11 protein-coding genes are annotated in these 17,211 nt (G+C 63.4%); 7 read left to right on the top strand and 4 right to left on the bottom strand.

Annotated elements, in window-relative coordinates; genetic code table 11:
• Positions 1-155 precede the first annotated feature (155 nt).
• From P3T16_RS17810 to P3T16_RS17800, 3 genes are read left to right on the top strand one after another with little or no spacing between them, the layout of a single operon-like run.
• A complete protein-coding gene (locus P3T16_RS17810) occupies positions 156-1,262 on the top strand; it encodes an efflux RND transporter periplasmic adaptor subunit (RefSeq protein WP_429343261.1) in 1,107 nt (368 codons plus the stop codon).
• Positions 1,259-4,429: an efflux RND transporter permease subunit gene (locus P3T16_RS17805; RefSeq protein WP_429343260.1), complete on the top strand. Its 3,171-nt coding sequence runs from the start codon at positions 1,259-1,261 to the stop codon at positions 4,427-4,429. The genes P3T16_RS17810 and P3T16_RS17805 overlap by 4 nt, the downstream gene beginning before the upstream one ends.
• Before the next feature lie 2 nt (positions 4,430-4,431).
• Complete coding sequence (locus P3T16_RS17800; protein WP_429343259.1) at positions 4,432-5,919, top strand: efflux transporter outer membrane subunit; 1,488 nt, start codon at positions 4,432-4,434, stop codon at positions 5,917-5,919.
• A gap of 419 nt (positions 5,920-6,338) precedes the next feature.
• On the opposite strand, the gene P3T16_RS17795 is transcribed toward P3T16_RS17800, so the two are convergent.
• Complete coding sequence (locus P3T16_RS17795; RefSeq protein WP_429343258.1) at positions 6,339-7,217, bottom strand: lipid A biosynthesis lauroyl acyltransferase; 879 nt, start codon at positions 7,215-7,217, stop codon at positions 6,339-6,341.
• 258 nt (positions 7,218-7,475) lie between these two features.
• A complete protein-coding gene (locus P3T16_RS17790) occupies positions 7,476-9,965 on the bottom strand; it encodes a penicillin-binding protein 1A (RefSeq protein ID WP_429343257.1) in 2,490 nt (829 codons plus the stop codon).
• 615 nt (positions 9,966-10,580) lie between these two features.
• On the opposite strand from P3T16_RS17790, the gene P3T16_RS17785 reads away from it, so the two are divergent.
• The 3 genes from P3T16_RS17785 to P3T16_RS17775 all read left to right on the top strand — a co-directional run bounded on the left by P3T16_RS17785 (position 10,581) and on the right by P3T16_RS17775 (position 13,620).
• Entirely contained in the window at positions 10,581-11,198 is a 618-nt protein-coding gene (locus P3T16_RS17785; protein WP_429343256.1) for a plasmid mobilization protein, read from the top strand.
• 378 nt (positions 11,199-11,576) lie between these two features.
• Entirely contained in the window at positions 11,577-12,260 is a 684-nt protein-coding gene (locus P3T16_RS17780; protein WP_429343255.1) for a PspA/IM30 family protein, read from the top strand.
• Positions 12,261-12,390: 130 nt separating this feature from the next.
• On the top strand, positions 12,391-13,620 hold the full coding sequence (locus P3T16_RS17775; protein ID WP_429343254.1) for a tetratricopeptide repeat protein: 1,230 nt from the start codon (positions 12,391-12,393) through the stop codon (positions 13,618-13,620).
• A 331-nt stretch (positions 13,621-13,951) separates the two neighbouring features.
• On the opposite strand, the gene P3T16_RS17770 is transcribed toward P3T16_RS17775, so the two are convergent.
• Entirely contained in the window at positions 13,952-14,722 is a 771-nt protein-coding gene (locus P3T16_RS17770; RefSeq protein WP_429343253.1) for a class I SAM-dependent methyltransferase, read from the bottom strand.
• Between the two features lie 76 nt (positions 14,723-14,798).
• A complete protein-coding gene (locus P3T16_RS17765; RefSeq protein ID WP_429258935.1) occupies positions 14,799-14,951 on the bottom strand; it encodes a hypothetical protein in 153 nt (50 codons plus the stop codon).
• Positions 14,952-15,111: 160 nt separating this feature from the next.
• On the opposite strand from P3T16_RS17765, the gene P3T16_RS17760 reads away from it, so the two are divergent.
• Complete coding sequence (locus P3T16_RS17760) at positions 15,112-16,515, top strand: methyl-accepting chemotaxis protein (protein WP_429343252.1); 1,404 nt, start codon at positions 15,112-15,114, stop codon at positions 16,513-16,515.
• Positions 16,516-17,211 lie beyond the last annotated feature (696 nt).

The raw sequence follows: 17,211 nt of genomic DNA, 5'->3' as shown, positions 1-17,211 counted from the left end.
CGCTGGCCGCCGCTGCCGCCTGTCGGACCCGTTCGCCGTCCCTGTTTGCCGTCCTGTTCGCCGCGTCAGTTTTTGGGGTTATCGTGAATCGTCCTGGTTTTAGCGCGTCAGTTTTGCCGCGCAGGCAGTCCCGCCAGCACGCAGGTGTCGCGCCGTTGCGCACCGCTGCTCTCGTCGCTGTGTTGAGCGCCCTGACGGTGCTCAGCGCCTGTCATCGCAAGGAGGCCGCCGCGCCCTCGCCGCGTCCGGTCGTCGCTCAAGCTGTTCATCCGGACGGTCAGCCGGTAGCCGCCGCGCTGCCCGGCGAAGTGCAGGCGCGCTACTCCACGCCGCTGTCGTTTCGTATCGCGGGCAAGATCATCGAGCGGCGCGTGCGGCTCGGCGATACGGTGAAGAATGGCGAGATCGTCGCCCGCCTCGATCCGGCCGACGCGCAGAAGAACGCCGCAAGCGCGCAGGCGCAACTCGACGCCGCGAAATCGCGCGCCGTCTACGCCAGGCAGCAGTTCGACCGCGATCGCGCCCAGGCGCGCGACAACCTCATCTCGCAGGCCCAGCTCGAACAGACGGAAGATTCATACGCGTCGGCGATCGCCCAGCGCGACCAGGCGCAGCAGCAGGCCGCGCTCGCGAAAGACCAGTTGCAGTACGCGACGCTGGCAGCCGATCACGCAGGCGTCATCACCGCGGAACAGGCGGATACGGGGCAGAACGTGTCGGCGGGTCAGGCCGTCTACAATCTCGCGTGGACGGGCGATGTCGACGTGGTGTGCGATGTGCCGGAAGGCACGCTCGCCGCGCTCGCCGTCGGACAGGTCGCGAAGGTCACGTTGTCCGCCTTGCCCGGTCGAACCTTTACGGCGCGCGTGCGGGAACTCTCGCCGGCTGCCGATCCGCAAAGCCGCACGTATCGCGCGAAACTCACGCTCGACAACGCCGGTCCCGATGTCCGTCTCGGCATGACCGCCGATATCGCGCTCATGCAGCACACCTCCGCAGCGAGCGCCGCGAGTTCGTTCATCGTGCCCGCCACCGCGCTCTTCCACGACGGCAACGCGCCCGCGCTGTGGATCGTGCGTGCCGGCGACGACAAGCTCGAACTGCGTCGCGTGCAGGTCGCGCGCTATAACGAACGCACGATCGCCGTTTCGCAGGGATTGAACGACGGCGACCGCGTCGTATTGCAAGGCGTTCATACGGTGACCGCCGGTGAACAGGTCCGCGTGATGGCGCCGCTGCATCCCGAGGACTTCGCGTCATGACCGCACCGCAATCGCAGGAAAACGCGCGTCGGGACGACGCGCAACCGGACAATCATCGCGAAGAGGAAGGCCGTTTCAATCTGTCCGCCTGGGCACTGCGGCATCAGGCGCTCGTCGTATTTTTGATCGCGATGGCGACCGCCTTCGGCATCCTCGCTTACACGCGGCTCGCGCAGTCGGAAGACCCGCCGTTCACGTTCCGCGTGATGGTGATCCGCACGTTCTGGCCGGGCGCGACCGCACGCCAGATGCAGGAGCAGATTACCGACCGCATCGGCCGCAAGCTGCAGGAGACGCCCGCGATCGATTTCGTGCGCAGCTATTCGCGCCCAGGCGAATCGCTGATGTTTTTCTCGATGAAGGATTCCGCGCCCGTGAAGGACGTGCCGCAAACCTGGTATCAGGTGCGCAAGAAAGTCGGCGACATCGCCGCGACGCTGCCACAAGGTGTGCAGGGGCCGTTCTTCAACGACGAATTCGGCGACGTCTACACCAACATCTACACGCTCGAAGGCGACGGCTTTTCGGCCGCGCAACTGCATGACTACGCCGACGAACTGCGCACGGTGCTATTGCGCGTGCCGGGCGTCGGCAAGATCGACTATTTCGGCGATCCCGACCAGCACATCTACATCGAGATCGCGAACACGCAGCTGACGCGTCTTGGCATCTCGCCGCAGCAGCTTGCACAGGCGATCAACTCGCAGAACGCGGTGTCGCAGGCCGGCACGCTGACCACCACCGACGACCGCGTCTTCGTGCGCCCGACGGGCCAGTTCAAGGACGTGAACGCACTCGCCGACACGCTGATCCGGATCAACAACCGCTCATTCCGTCTCGGCGATATCGCGATCATCAAACGCGGCTACGACGATCCCGTTGCGACGCAGATGCGCTTCGCTGGCAACGCGGTGCTTGGCATCGGTGTGACGATGGATCCCGGCGGCGACGTGATCCGCCTCGGCAAGGCGCTCGACGAAAGGGTCGCCATGCTGCGCGCGCATCTGCCGGCGGGTCTGAAGCTCGTCGAAGTGTCGAGCATGCCGCACGCGGTCGCCCGTTCGGTCGACGACTTCCTGGAAGCCGTCGCCGAGGCCATCGCGATCGTGCTGGTGGTGAGCCTGATCTCGCTCGGCGTACGCACCGGCATGGTGGTCGTGATCTCGATTCCGGTCGTGCTCGCCGTCACCGCGCTGTGCATGTATCTGTTCGATATCGGTCTGCACAAGGTGTCGCTCGGCACGCTTGTGCTCGCGCTCGGCCTGCTTGTCGACGACGCAATCATCGCCGTCGAGATGATGTCCGTGAAGCTGGAACAGGGCTGGAGCCGCACGCGTGCCGCTGCGTTCGCCTACACCAGTACAGCGTTTCCGATGCTGACGGGCACGCTGGTCACCGTCTCCGGTTTTCTGCCGATCGCGCTCGCGAAATCGAGCACCGGCGAATACACGCGTTCGATCTTCGAAGTATCGGCGATTGCGCTGATCGCTTCGTGGCTCGCGGCCGTCGTGCTGATTCCGATGCTCGGCTATCACATGCTGCCTGAGCGCAAGCGTCAGGCGCACGAGGCGCACGATCACGAACACGACATTTACGACACGCGCTTCTATGGACGCCTGCGTGGCTGGATCGGCTGGTGCGTCGAGCGGCGCTTCATCGTGCTTATCATCACCGTGCTGCTGTTCATCGTCGCCCTCGCCGGCTTTACGCTCGTGCCGCAACAGTTCTTCCCGAGTTCGGACCGGCCGGAACTGCTCGTCGACGTGCGTCTGCCTGAAGGCGCGTCGTTCGAGGCAACCTTGCGCCAGGCGCAGCGCCTCGAAAAGGCACTCGAAGGCCGGCCGGAAATCGATCACACCGTCGACTTCGTCGGCACCGGCGCGCCGCGTTTTTATCTGCCGCTCGACCAGCAGTTGCAGCTGCCGAATTTCGCGCAGTTCGTGATCACGGCGAAATCGGTGAAAGACCGCGAGAAGCTCGCGCGGTGGCTGGAACCTAAACTGCGCAACGAGTTTCCGGCGATACGCACGCGTCTGTCACGCCTCGAAAACGGGCCGCCGGTGGGCTATCCGGTGCAGTTCCGCGTCAGCGGCGACGATATTGCGACCGTGCGCTCAATCGCCGAACGCGTCGCGGCGACGATGCGCGCCGATCACCGCACGAGCAACGTCCAGTTCGACTGGGACGAACCGGCCGAGCGCTCGGTACGCTTCGAAGTCGACCAGAAAAAGGCGCGCGAACTCGGCGTCGCATCAGAAGACATTTCGAGCTTTCTCGCGATGACGCTCTCCGGTTACACCGTCACGCAATATCGCGAACGCGACAAGCTGATCAGCGTCGACCTGCGCGCGCCGAAGAGCGAACGCGTCGACCCTGCGAACCTCCTCACGCTCGCGATGCCGACGCCGAACGGCGCGGTGCCGCTCGGCACGCTCGGTCATCTGCGCAACGACCTTGAGTACGGTGTGATCTGGGAACGCGACCGGCAACCGACGATCACCGTGCAGTCCGACGTAGCCGCCGGCGCGCAGGGCATCGACGTGACGAACAGCGTCGACAGATCGCTTGCGCAGGTCCGGGCAACCTTGCCGGTCGGTTATCGAATCGAAGTAGGCGGCTCGGTGGAAGAAAGTGCCAAGGGACAAACGTCGATCAACACGCAGATGCCGATCATGATCATCGCTGTACTGACGCTGCTGATGATCCAGTTGCAGAGCATCGGCCGCGTGCTGATGGTCGTGCTGACGGCGCCGCTCGGCCTGATCGGCGTGGTCGCGACGCTGCTGCTGTTTGGCCAGCCGTTCGGATTCGTCGCGATGCTCGGCGTGATCGCGATGTTCGGCATCATCATGCGTAACTCGGTGATTCTCGTCGATCAGATTGAGCAGGATATCGCCGCGGGTTACAAGCGCTTCGATGCGATCGTCGGCGCAACCGTGCGCCGTTTCCGGCCGATTACGTTGACGGCGGCGGCCGCCGTGCTCGCGCTGATTCCGCTCTTGCGCTCGAACTTCTTCGGGCCGATGGCGACCGCGTTGATGGGCGGCATCACGAGCGCGACCGTGCTCACGCTGTTCTACCTGCCGGCGCTCTACGCGGTGTCGTTCAGGGTGCGCAAGGACGAGCGCGAGCCGACGCCGCCCTCGTCCGCGCAAACGGGAGTCTGATCATGAGCCATGTTTTTTCCACGCGCAGACTCAGGGCCACGTCCGGCGCTGTGTTGACGCTGTTCGTCCTCGCGGCCTGCTCGTTCGGGCCGAACGGCGATCCGCCCGCGATGCCGTCGCCGGCGCATTACGGCGCCGAAGCGCAGCCGACGCAAACCGTGCCTGCACAAGGCGTCACGCAGCAGTTTGTCGTGGGTGCGAAAGCGGTGCCCGAATGGTGGAAGCAGTTTCAGTCGGACGATCTGAACGCGCTCGTCGACGAAGGCTTGCGCAACAGCCCAACGCTCGCCGCCACCGACCGCAGTCTCGCTGCAGCGCGCGAACAGTTGCGCGCGCAGATCGGCAGTTCGCTGCTGCCGACGATCGATGCGGGCGGCCAGGCGGCGCGCCAACGCGCGCTGGCGATTCCGGAAGCCGGGCCGAACACGTTCCTGTACAACACGTTTGTCGGTCAGGTGCAGGCGCATTACACGTTCGATATCTTCGGCGCGGCGCGACTCGAAAACGCCGCGCTTGCCTCGCGCGTGAATGTGCAGGCGTATCAGTTCGACGCGGCACGTCGGGCGCTTGCGGCCAATGTCGTGTCGGCGGCGATCGCATCCGCGACATTGCACGCGCAGATCGACGCCACCGAGCGTCTTGTCTCGCTCGCGAACGACCAGGCGCGCGATACGGTGCGTCGCTATGATCTCGGCGCGGTCTCGCACAGCGATGCGCTCAATGCGCAGCAAAGCGCGGCGTCGCTCGCGGCGAGTCTGCCGGGATTGCGCCAGCAGTGGACGACGACGCGGCACGCGCTCGCTGTGCTGCTCGGTCGAACGCCCGACGCGGCGCCGCCCGATCTCGATCTCGCGCACATTCACGTGCCCGAACAGGTGCCCGTTTCGGTGCCTTCGGATCTCCTGAAGTCGAGACCGGATATTCAGGCCGCGGATGCTGCGTTGAAGGCCGCCGCTGCCGATGTCGGCGTCGCGACCGCGCAGATGTTTCCGAGCCTGTCGCTGACGGCATCGATGGGCCAGGGCGGCTTTAGCTGGCCGGTGGCGCTATCGGGCGCGGGCGCGATCTGGAGCATCGGTGCGTCGCTGTCGCAACCGATCTTCCACGGCGGTGCATTGCTCGCGCAGCGTCGTGCGGCGGTGGATTCGTATGATGCCGCCACCGCGCAGTACAAGCAGACCGTGCTGGCGGCGTTCCAGAACGTCGCCGATACGCTTGCCGCACTCGAACACGATGCGCAGTCGCTCGATGCGGCGAACTTCTCGGCGCGCTCGGCGCATGGTGTGTTCGATGAAACGTCGGCGCGGTACAGGCTCGGCGCGGTGCCGGTGTCGGCTGCCCGTTCGGGCGAGCAGCAGTTCCGTAATGCGCAGCTCGATGAGATCCGCTATACCGGCGCGCGGTTGAGCGATACGGCCGCGCTGTTTCAGGCGATGGGGAATCCGCTGCCGGAGGCGAAGCCGGGAACGGATGGCGTTGCGCGCAACTGATCGCGCGCAGCGGTTATCCCCAGTTTTTGTTGATGAACCTGTGGAGAACTATCTGACAGGCGCGATAACACGTTGAGTGTGCAACGAATTTGTCCCGCGGCGCGAAATGTGTCGCGTCGATGGTTTGCGTGTCGCTGAGGACGGATCGAACCGCGCAGGTTATCCCCAGTTTCTGTTGACAGGGCTGTTGATAAGCCAGGGGCGAACGCGTCAAGTGCCTGAGCGGAAAAGGATTGCGACTGGCGGATCAGGATCGTGCAGCGCGATCCCCGCTGGCATCCATCGCGTGGTGCGAAGCTCACGCGCTTCGCTTATCCACAGATAATGTTGAAAGGCCTGTTGATAACGTTCTGACAGTGCACGTAACTCGCTGATCGCAGGACGCTTTCGTCCGCTGCAACGATATCGCGCCTCGTGCGTCAGTACACCGCAGGCTCGCCCGCCGGGCGATGCTTGAACCGCTTGTGGACCCAGTAGTACTGATCCGGAATGCGGCGCACCTGCGTCTCAAGAAACGCCGTAATACGACGCGCGTCGATCGCGGGGTCCTCGGACGGAAAGTCGCTCAGCGCCTCGAATATCTTCAGCCGGTAGCCGCGATATTCGGGCAGCACTTCGGTAACGAACGGCACGACGCGCGCATTGCCCGCCTTCGCCAGTCGCGAGACCGACGTCAACGTGCACGCCTCGACGCCGAAGAACGGCACGAATACAGAATCACGCAGACCGAAATCCATGTCGGCGGCAAGCATCACGGGCTTGCCCGCACGCAGCACGCGCAACGCATGACGCACGCTGTTGCTGCGCGGGATCATCTCCGTGCCGAAACGGGCCCGCTGACGCAGCGCCATCGCATCGAACAGCGCGTTCGACATCGGTGTATAGAGCGACGCAACTGGATGCCGCGTCGAGTACATCATGCAGCCTGCCTCGATGCCGACAAAATGGAAGCCGACGAAGATCGTCGGGCGGGCGTGTACTTCGGAGAGATCGATGGCGCTCTCCACTTCGACAAGCCGCGCCAGCGACTTCGCATTGCCAAACCACTGCATGCCACGCTCCACAAAACTTCGGATCACGTGACGAAAGTGGGCGCGCGCAAGACGCTCGCGTTCGGCGTCGCTCATGTCGGGGAAACACAGCTTCAGATTCGTGTGGACGACGCGCCGGCGCGAACTGGGAATGCGATACAGCAGCGAGCCGAGTCCCACCCCGAAGCGCGCGACCGCGCCGTACGGCAGCCACGCGAGCGCGCGCAGCAGACCTGTCGCGAGACAGAGGAGAATGCGATTCTTCAAGGGAGTACCCGTTAGTGATGCGTATGTGACGAAAACGCGTCGCGCGGGAAAGCGGACACACCGACGGCCAGAACGGACCTGCATCGCGCGCGCCTGAAACCAGGTGAAGCGCTGCGCCTGTTGCGGGAAAAATTACCCCGCCGTAATCGCAGGGCAGGAAAGAAACTTATTTAAAAGTGCAGATTATAGTCTGCCGGCGCACCGAACTCCAGAACGGTCCGGATGCGCCCGACTTCGTGATGTTTCGTGATATTTACATCACGGCTTGTTCGATTCGAACAGGTCCATGATCTGCTTTTTTTCGTTCGACGAAACATCCGGCGGCGTCAGGCCCGCCGGCCCCACGCCACCCACCACATTCATTCCACCGGCGAGCGGATTCGCCGCATCCATGCCGATGCTCGCGACGAAGCCGTTGCCCGGCGTCATGTCCGAATAGAACAGTTCGCCGTCGATCTGGGCCACGGTATCGGGCATCGGCGGCTCTTCCTGCGGCACGCCGCGCAGCGCGCGCTGCATGTACTCGACCCAGATCGGCAACGCCAGCTGCGCACCGAATTCGCGGCTACCGAGCGTCTTCGGCTGGTCGTAACCCATCCACGCCACCGCGACCAGCGACTTCTGATAGCCGGCGAACCAGCCGTCCTTCGCATCGTTCGTCGTACCGGTCTTGCCCTGCAGGTCCGAACGATGCAGCACGTTCGTGCCCGCGCCCGTGCCGGCGGTGGCGACCGAGTGCAGCAGACTGTTCATGATGTACGCGTTGCGCGGCTCGATCGTGCGCGGCGCATCGCGTCCTGCCGTCAGCGGTTGCGCACGTGAAATCGGCTGGCCGCGTGCATCGGTGACTTCGGCGATCAGATAGGGATTGATCCGGTAGCCGCCGTTCGCGAACACCGAATAGGCGCCCGCCGACTGCAGCGGCGTCACGAGACCGGCGCCGAGCGCGAGCGGCAGATACGGCGGCGTCTTGTCGACGTCGAAGCCAAAGCGCTGCGTAACGAAGTCCTGCGCGTACTTCGTGCCGATAAACGACAGGATACGGATCGACACCAGATTCTTCGATTTCTGCAGCGCGAGCCGCATCGGCATCGGGCCGTCTGGCTGGTCGTCGTCCTTGGGCTCCCATGCGTCGCCGCCGGGTGTCGATGGCGGGAACGACAGCGGCGCATCGTTGATGATGGTCGCCGGTCCGAGGCCCTTTTCGAGCGATGCCGAATAGATGAACGGCTTGAAGCTCGAGCCCGGTTGCCGCCATGCCTGCGTGACGTGGTTAAACTTGTTCTTGTTGAAGTCGAAGCCACCGACGAGCGAACGGATCGCGCCGTCCTGCGGTGTGAGCGCGACCAGCGCGCCTTCGACCTGCGGCAGCTGCGTGATCTGCCAGTTGCCCTTCGCATCGGCGAAGAGGCGCACGATCGAACCGGGCCTGATACGTTGCGCCTGCGTCGCACGCGGGCTCAGTGCAGCGGCGGCGAACTTCAGCCCGTCGCCGTTGACGGTCGCGACCGTGCCGTCGACGAACTGCGCCTTCACTTCCTTCGGCGTCGCCGCGGTCACGACAGCCGCGACGATTTCACCATTGTCCGGATGATCGGCAAGCGCATCGTCGATGGCCTGATCGCGGTCGTCGCTATCCGACGGCAACTCGATGAAGGCTTCGGGCCCGCGATAGCCGTGACGACGTTCGTAGTCCATCACGCCCTTGCGCACGGCCTGGTAGGCGGCGTCCTGGTCGGCGGAATCGATTGTCGTCGTGACGTTCAGGCCGCGCGTGTACGTCTCGTCGCGATACTGCGCGTACATCATCTGCCGCACCATTTCCGCGACGTATTCGGCATGCACGCTGTATTCGTTGCCTGACACCTTCGCGTGAATCTCTTCCTTCACGGCCTGGTCGTACTGCGCCTGCGTGATGTAGTTCAGATCGAGCATGCGCTTCAGGATGTATTCCTGACGGATCTTCGCGCGCTTCGGATTGACAACCGGGTTGTACGCCGACGGCGCTTTCGGCAGGCCGGCCAGCATCGCGGCCTCCCCCAGCGTGATGTCTTTCAGGTCCTTACCGAAGTACGCGCGCGCAGCGGCTGCGAAGCCGTAAGCGCGCTCGCCCAGATAGATCTGGTTCATGTACACCTCGAGGATCTGATCTTTCGTCAGCGCGCGCTCGATCTTGTACGCCAGCATCATTTCGTAGATCTTGCGTGTGTAGGTCTTCTCGCTCGACAGAAAGAAGTTGCGCGCGACCTGCATCGTGATCGTGCTCGCGCCCTGCGAGCTGCCGCCATGCATCAGGTCCGTCAGACCCGCGCGAAGAATGCCGACGAAGTCGACACCACCGTGTTCGTAGAAGCGGTAATCCTCGATCGCGAGGACCGCTTTCTTCATCTGGTCGGGAATATCGGCGAAACGCACAATGCTGCGGCGCTCTTCACCGAATTCGCCGATCAGCACGTGATCCGCCGTATAGACGCGCAATGGCACCTTCGGGCGGTAGTCCGTGAGCGCGTCAAGCGACGGCAGCTGCGGCCCCATCACGACGAGCGCATAACCCACGATCAGCGCACCGACAACAGCCGCGATGGCAATCAGTCCCGCAAACCAGATTGCGATGGTCGCGCCGAACGCGCGGCCGGGTGGCGCGTCGTCACGGGCGTCGTAGCGGTCTGAATGGGAGCCGGCGTTGCGGCGGTTGGGATTCCGGTCGTCGGCCGGATAACTTGAAGGCGGTCGTTTGATAATTGGCATGACTGGAATGGTTAGCGCCTGGCTGCACGCCTTCTGCGCACGCCCTGCGTGCGCACGGATCATGGTCGTGGCGGGCTGCGCAACACTGCGCTGGCCACACCGACGGGTTTACATGCTGGCGAAAAAGCGCCGCATCGCCCCATACGAAAGGACGAAAACAGGCGGACGCTCCCGTGCGACCCAACACCCCCGGCGGCCGCACAGCGCACGGCAGGCAACAGCCGGCGCAACGTAACAGCGCATTTTAAAGAAATCAGGCAGCGGCCAAGCCGATTTTTTTGTAAGAATTCCCTGCGGATGGTTCCCCGCAAGATGTTGCAGGCCTTTTGTCAGCGTAAGCGCGGTTATCCACACAAAATGTGCAAAGGTCTGTGGACAATAGCGCTGGAAAGGCTACAACTCATTGAAGTCACGGCCTTTTCGCGCGGCGCACGGTTTTGTCCCTGTCTTTGTGTTGGGGTGTTGTTGTTTTGCCAGTGTGCTGTTGCTGCGATGCCCATTTCGCATCCGCGCGAGTCGCCTTATGATGGGCTTGTCGCTCCGGTTTTTCGGGGCGGCCGCCCGCCATAACCAGCCGTCAGACGCATAAACGCGTAAAACGCACGCGAGCCGACCATGAACAAGCCTAGCGAACGCATTGTCGTATTCGTCACGCCCGCGCAGAAACGCGCGATCGCCTCGACCGCCGAAGGACTCGGCATCAGCGTCAGCGAACTGATGCGGCGAGCCGTATTGAACTTCGGCGCGACCAGCGAGCAGGTGAAAGCGGCCAGCATCGTCGACCGGCTACGCGCGCCACGCGAACCGGACGCGCTGAACGAGGCATTGCGCAAGGCTGCGCGCGGCACGCGCCACACGCATCCAGCGGAACCCGCGGCGTTACCGCCCGGGCTCGTGCCTGTGAAGCCGGCGCCAGGCGCTGTCGGTCAAGCCGGTCATGTCGACGCCGCGCACGCGCCGTCTCATGCGGACGCCGCGCCCATCGACGGAGCGCATGCACCCGCGGAAGACCTGCCGGATTCGCCCGCGTTCGACCCCGCGACCGCAACTGAAGAAGAAATGCGCAACGCAGCCGAAGCCGTTGCGCGCGTGGCGGCGGCAAAAGCCGCTTCGCTCGCAGCACATCCGCCTGGCGCGAGCGATGCACTGCGGCCCCGGTCGCGCATCGACGCGGAGCACGACGCCGATAGCAATCCTCACGGCGACCCGGCCACGGACGGCCGTTTTGCGTAACTGGCATCGTCGCCCATCGGGCCGCCGGCTGCGGCCCGATCTCTGCCGGATCCATCCGGAATGACTTTTCCCACACCACCGAAACACGGGTAGAAACGCGGCAAACAGACTGCGTTTTGAAACCTTTGTGAAACGCGACCTTAAGTCCGTTTTAAGACATGCCGTGGTGTAATATCCGCGAGCGACTGGAGCAGCCTTCGCACTTTTCGTGACAGTTAATCCACGGCAGTGGCGCGATCGAAAACGCAGCCATTGCAATTCGCGGAATCGGCCCGATGTCAGGACCGGTCGCCTGCGCAATGAAGCGCGCAGCGGCGTAAGCTGTCAGTTAAATGCGCCCGGATTTCCCAGCGCCGAATTCAATCTACGGAGGTATTCATGTCGCTATTTGACACCGTCTCGCGCACGCTCAAAGGTCTCCTGAACGACGCGGCTGATTCCGTGCAGGATCCTTCGCGCGATTCGCGCCAGATCGTGCGGGAACTCGACGACAGCATCGCGAAAGCGGAGAACTCACTGATCGAGATCCAGGCGCAGGTCGCAACGCAGCAAAGCAAGCGCGACGTCGCCGCCGACAAGGCGAAGAAATACGAAGACGGCGCGAAGCGCGCGCTGCAGTCCGGCGACGAAGCGCTCGCCCGCGAAGCGCTCGGCGCGCAGGCTACGGCTGAGGCCGAACGCGACGCACTGGCCTCCGAACTGTCGACGCTCGAACCATCGGTCGATCAACTGAAACAGCAGATCGACGAAATGCGTCAGCGTCGTAACGACCTGAACGCGCGCTCGAACATCCTGCAGGCGAAGCAGCAGATCGCACAGGCGAAAGATGTCGCGGCGACGGCACTCGGTGGCATCGGCGGCAAGAATCTTTCCGAAGATTTCCAGAAGCTGGAAGATAAGGTCGCGCTGTCGAATGCACGTTCCGACGCCCGCCTGAATTCCGCCGACGTGAAAAGCGGCAAGGCGCTCGACGACAAGCTCGCGGAACTGAATCGCGGCCCTTCGGTGGAAGATCGCCTTGAAGCATTGAAGAAGCAGTTGAACACGCCGGGACAGCAGTAAGTCGCCGGTCCGGTGCGGCGCGTTCATCGGTCAGGTTCGATCATCGCCGATCCGCACCTTGACTGATGCGTTACGTTGCATCTGATATCGATTGCCATGGAGACGGGCGTGAAGTCGCCCGGTCCGCATCATGAAAAGATTTTTTGCAGCGGCGTTCATGTCGTTGATGCTGGTGTCAGGCGCAGCCTTCGCGCTGCCGACAGCAACGCAGATTGAAACCGCCATGCAGCAGGGTAACTGGCAGCAGGCCGACGCCGGCCTGACGCAGGTGTTGCAGGCGCATCCGAACAATGCGCGCGCGCACTATCTGTACGCGCAGGTGCTTGACCGCGAAGGCCGTTACGCCGACGCGCTCGCGCAGATCCAGCAGGCCAAAACGCTCGATCCGCAAGTGCGGTTCACCGATCCGTCGCGCTTCGTGCAGACGGAAGCGCGCATTCGCAGCGACGCGGCCCGCGCGGGCGCAACGCAAACGAATCGCGCGAACACGCCGTTCGCGCAGCAGGCTGCGCCGGCCGCGCAGATCCAGCAGTCGACGACGATGCAACCGGGTATGTCGCCCGCGGTTCCGCAACGTCATGGACCTTCGATGGGCCTGTGGGTCGGCCTTGCGCTTCTCGTCGCGGGAATCGCGTTCGTGCTGCGCTGGACATTGAAGCGCGCGCGCGCGAAGGACGATTCCCGCGCCGACGACGATCGTCGCGTGCAGTTGAAGCGCGCGACCGAACTGCTCAACGCTGTGCGTTCGCTGAAGCTCGATGTGAAGCTTTCTACGGTGCCCGGACACGAGGCGCTGGAGAAGGAAGTGGAAGGCGCCGAAACGCAGTTGCGGCAGCTGGTTGAAGCATTGTCCGGCAGCCAGAACCCGGTGCCGCCGTATCAGCTCGACGATCTCGAACGTCAGGTCGAAAGCCTGAAGGCGCGCGCGGAGGGCCGTCCCGATCCGAATGCGTCGGGCGCGGCCGCGTATGGTCCTGGCCCGCTCGGCAGCGGCGAATCGGCGTATGCGCGTGAGGCCGACGAGCGCTTCGGTCGTCAGCCGCAGGCGCCTTACCCGTATCCGCAGCAACCGGTGCCGCAGCAACAGCCGCCGGTGATCGTCCAGCAAGGCGGCGGATTCGGCGGCGGCATGGGCGGTCTGCTGACCGGTGTGCTGCTCGGCCAGGTGCTGAACTCTGGCGGCCGGGATCGCATCATCGAACGCGACGTGCTGGTCGATCCCGACGAAGCGCGCCGTCGAGCCGGCGGCGGCGACGTCGATTTCGGGCAAGGCTCGAACGACTGGAGCGACGGCGGTGGCGGCGGCGTCGATACGGGTAGCAGCGACGACTCCAGCGGTGGAGGCTGGAGCGATACCTGACCCTCTGTGGTGCATCTCGTAGCGCACGGTAGAACAAAAAACAGGCTCCTTCATTCTGGAGCCTGTTTTTTTTGCGTTGGCGTTGGCGTTGGCGTTGGCGTTGGCGTTGGCGTTGGCGTTGGCGTTGGCGTTGGCGTTGGCGTTGGCGTTGGCGTTGGCGTTGGCGAGCCTTCAGCTTCAGTTCGACGTCGGTTCGCTCAGTGCGCGGTTTCGTGCTGCGCCATCACAACCGCGCCTGCAGGCGTTTCCCGGCGCGCAGGTTACGTCAGTGCACTCGACGTCATCCTGATCCAGCACCGTCGGTGCAGACGGCCAGATGCGCCCTCTTCCTTTACCGATTCGACGCTTCCCCAACGTACAGACGTGTTTCATACGCAAATTCGACCGTCCCGTTTTCCCTGGTGCGGTTGAACAGATCGCGTAATGCGGCGAGCATCGGCTCATGATTCGGATGCCCCGCTTTAGGCGCATACGACGACGACATCAGCCGCCCTTTCAGCCGGTCGAAGTCCAGCATCTGCGCATTGGGAAACGTCGCCTTGTGCGAGAAGCCGTCGCCGAACCACGCGGACATCGACGCATCGTCGCCGTATCGCTCCGACACTTCCGTGTAGTCGACGCCGTAGCGATTCAGCAGTGCTTCGTACCCGACGAGAAAGTCCGTGCCGCTCAGCACGCGGCTGTTCCAGAACAGCGCGACGAGTCCGCCCGGCTTCAGGATGCGCGCGAATTCCCGGCGGGCGGTTGCCGGATCGAACCAGTGGAACGCCTGCGCGGCGATAACGAGATCGACGCTGGCATCGTCGAGCGTCGTTGCTTCGGCAGTGCCGGCGGCGCTCGTGAAGCCATCGAACCCAGACAGCCACGCGACGGCCGCGTTGCGCATCGCTTCGTTCGGTTCGACGGCGACAACGGGGTGGCCCGCGTCCAGAAAGAGCTTCGCTGAGATGCCCGTGCCCGCGCCGATGTCGGCGACCTTTGCGCCCCTCACGAGACCGCAGGTGGTATGCAGAAACGTGAGGACGTCTTGCGGATAGCTCGGGCGGTACTTCACGTAATCGGCGACGCGGCTGGTGAAACGCTGGGTGGAGTCCTGACTCATCGACGGATCCTGTCCATATCGTTGTGACGCGCTCCACGTTACCTGAGATCGCCGGCGAATGCCTGACGAGCCACTTTCAGCCGCCGCCGAGCAGAAGCAGCAGACCCCACAGGAACTTGCAGACCAGCACGATCAGCTCCCACAACTGCACGAGCTGCTGCCAGCCGGCAACGCTAAAAAGAACCTCGATCATGGTGAGCAGGAAGTTGAATGGTGGCAGTCGCGTCATGGACGACGATCGCGATGCCGACGACGCCATGATATCGACCGAGGGATAGTCCGTATCAAGTCGAGCGAAAGCGTGCCGTAAACGCAGGGAAGAAGAAGCGGCATCCGCGCGGGTTGCCCGCACGGCTTGACCACGTGACCGCGCCAACATGGAGACATCAATGACGGGGTTCAGCTTTCGCCGGATGGGCCGGTCGCGCTCGGTGGTCGGCGATATTGCGACGCAGGCGGGCAAACTGGGCATCGAGATCTGCGACGTCTCGGGACATGTCGAGGAAGTCGCCGCGCGTGTTCAGCGTCAGGCGCAGGTGTGCCGTGCGCTGCGCGAATCTGCCGCGCTGACGATGCAGGGCAACCAGCGGATCGCCGCGGCTGCGCGCGGGATGCGCACAGTCACCGCGGACGCGGCGACGGGCGTGCAGGAATCGCAGCAGACGCTGGAGGCTTCGCTGGCGGATATCCACGGGCTGGTCGAGGGCGTGACGGTCATCGAGAGCCAGATCGGCGCGCTGCGGGCTGCTCTTGCACACGTGAGCAGTGTCTCCGAGGAGATTTCGCTGATCGCGCGCCAGACGCATCTGCTCGCCCTGAATGCCGCGATCGAAGCGGCCCGCGCAGGCGAATCCGGCAAGAGCTTCGCGGTAGTGGCGGCGGAGGTGAAGAACCTGTCGGCGAAGACGGCGCAGGCCACCGGTCAGATCGAGACGACGCTCGCGCAATTGACGCAACAGACCGAACAGCTGATTTCAGAGGGTTCGGTTAACACGGCGCGCGCGCATCGAGTGCGGGAAGGCACGCGGATGATTGGCGACGTGGTGCATTCGACGGGCGAGGCGATCACGCAGCTGAACGCCGAAGCTGGGCAGATTGCGACGTTGACGGGCGAGATCGAGACACAGTGCCACGGGCTTGAGGCGCAGGTGCTGGAGATGGCGAGTGGCGTCGAGGATTCGAGCGAGAACTTCGTGCAGGCGAAGGACAGGCTCGGGAATCTGCTGGGCGTATCGGAGACGCTGATCGAACTGACGGCCGCGACGGGCGTGGAGACGGCCGACACGCGGTTTATCGAAGCCGTCGAGGATGCAGCGGCGAAGGTGAGCAAGGTGTTCGAAGCGGCGCTTGCGCGCGGCGAGATCACGATGGCCGATCTGTTCGACGAGACTTACGTGCCGGTTCCCGGCACGAATCCGCCGCAGTTCATGACGCGGTTCACTGCGTTTACCGATCGGGTTTTACCGGCGATTCAGGAGCCGTTGCTCAAGCTCGATGAGCGCGTCGCGTTTTGCGCGGCTGTCGATGTGCGGGGTTATCTGCCTACGCATAATCTGAAGTTTTCGCAGCCTCAAGGTTCTGATCCGGTGTGGAATGCTGCTAATTGCCGTAACCGGCGGATGTTTAATGACCGGACGGGGCTGGCTGCTGGCTTGAGTACCAAGCGGTTTCTTTTGCAGACGTATCGGCGGGATATGGGCGGTGGGAAGTTTGTGCTGATGAAAGATGCGTCGGCGCCCGTTCTTGTTGCCGGGCGGCATTGGGGTGGGGTGAGGGTTGGGTATCGGGTTTAGGGTTTTTTTGTTTTTCTGATTTTTGCTTTTTTTTGTTGTTCAGGTTTTTTGGGCCTTTCCTTGTTTTCATGTCGGTCTAATGGCGTCGCCCCTGTGCGGGGCGGCACCTACTTTTCTTTGTCCTTGCCAAAGAAAAGTAGGCAAAAGAAAGGCGCCGAAAACTCGTCCGTTCCAGGTGTGTCGCACACGGGGAATGGCACCTCATGAAGTGTCGCCCTCGCCCTTCACACGGCATGGGTCCGCGCACGAGACCGTCCCTCGCACAGCACCCTCAGTGACTAAGGGCTCATCCACCCCACTCCGCACTACGTGCGTCGTGGATGGGTCGCGCCACGAGTTCGTCCGCATTTGAGCCGCATCCAGATCCACTTGAAGCAGGCAGCGAACTGCAGTGCCTACGTCACTGACATGCGTGTGTGTGCGTGTGTGCAGGTTATGCCCTACGGCGACGCGCGTAGCGTGGAGCGGGATGAATGAGTGCTTTGTCACTAACGGTACTGCGCGGGGAATCAGATCGCGCGCGGACCCATGCTGCGTGAAGTGCGAGGCCGACACTTCATGGGGTGCCATTCCCCGGTAGCGACACACCCGGAAGAGCGGAGTTTTCGGCGCCTTTCTTTTGCCTACTTTTCTTTGGCAAGGACAAAGAAAAGTAGGTGCCGCCCCGCACAGGGGCAACGCCAATAGACCGACATG

Origin of the sequence: Paraburkholderia sp. GAS42, from assembly GCF_050436565.1 — a bacterium.
Lineage (GTDB): Bacteria > Pseudomonadota > Gammaproteobacteria > Burkholderiales > Burkholderiaceae > Paraburkholderia.
This window is presented reverse-complemented; position numbering and strand designations above follow the sequence as displayed.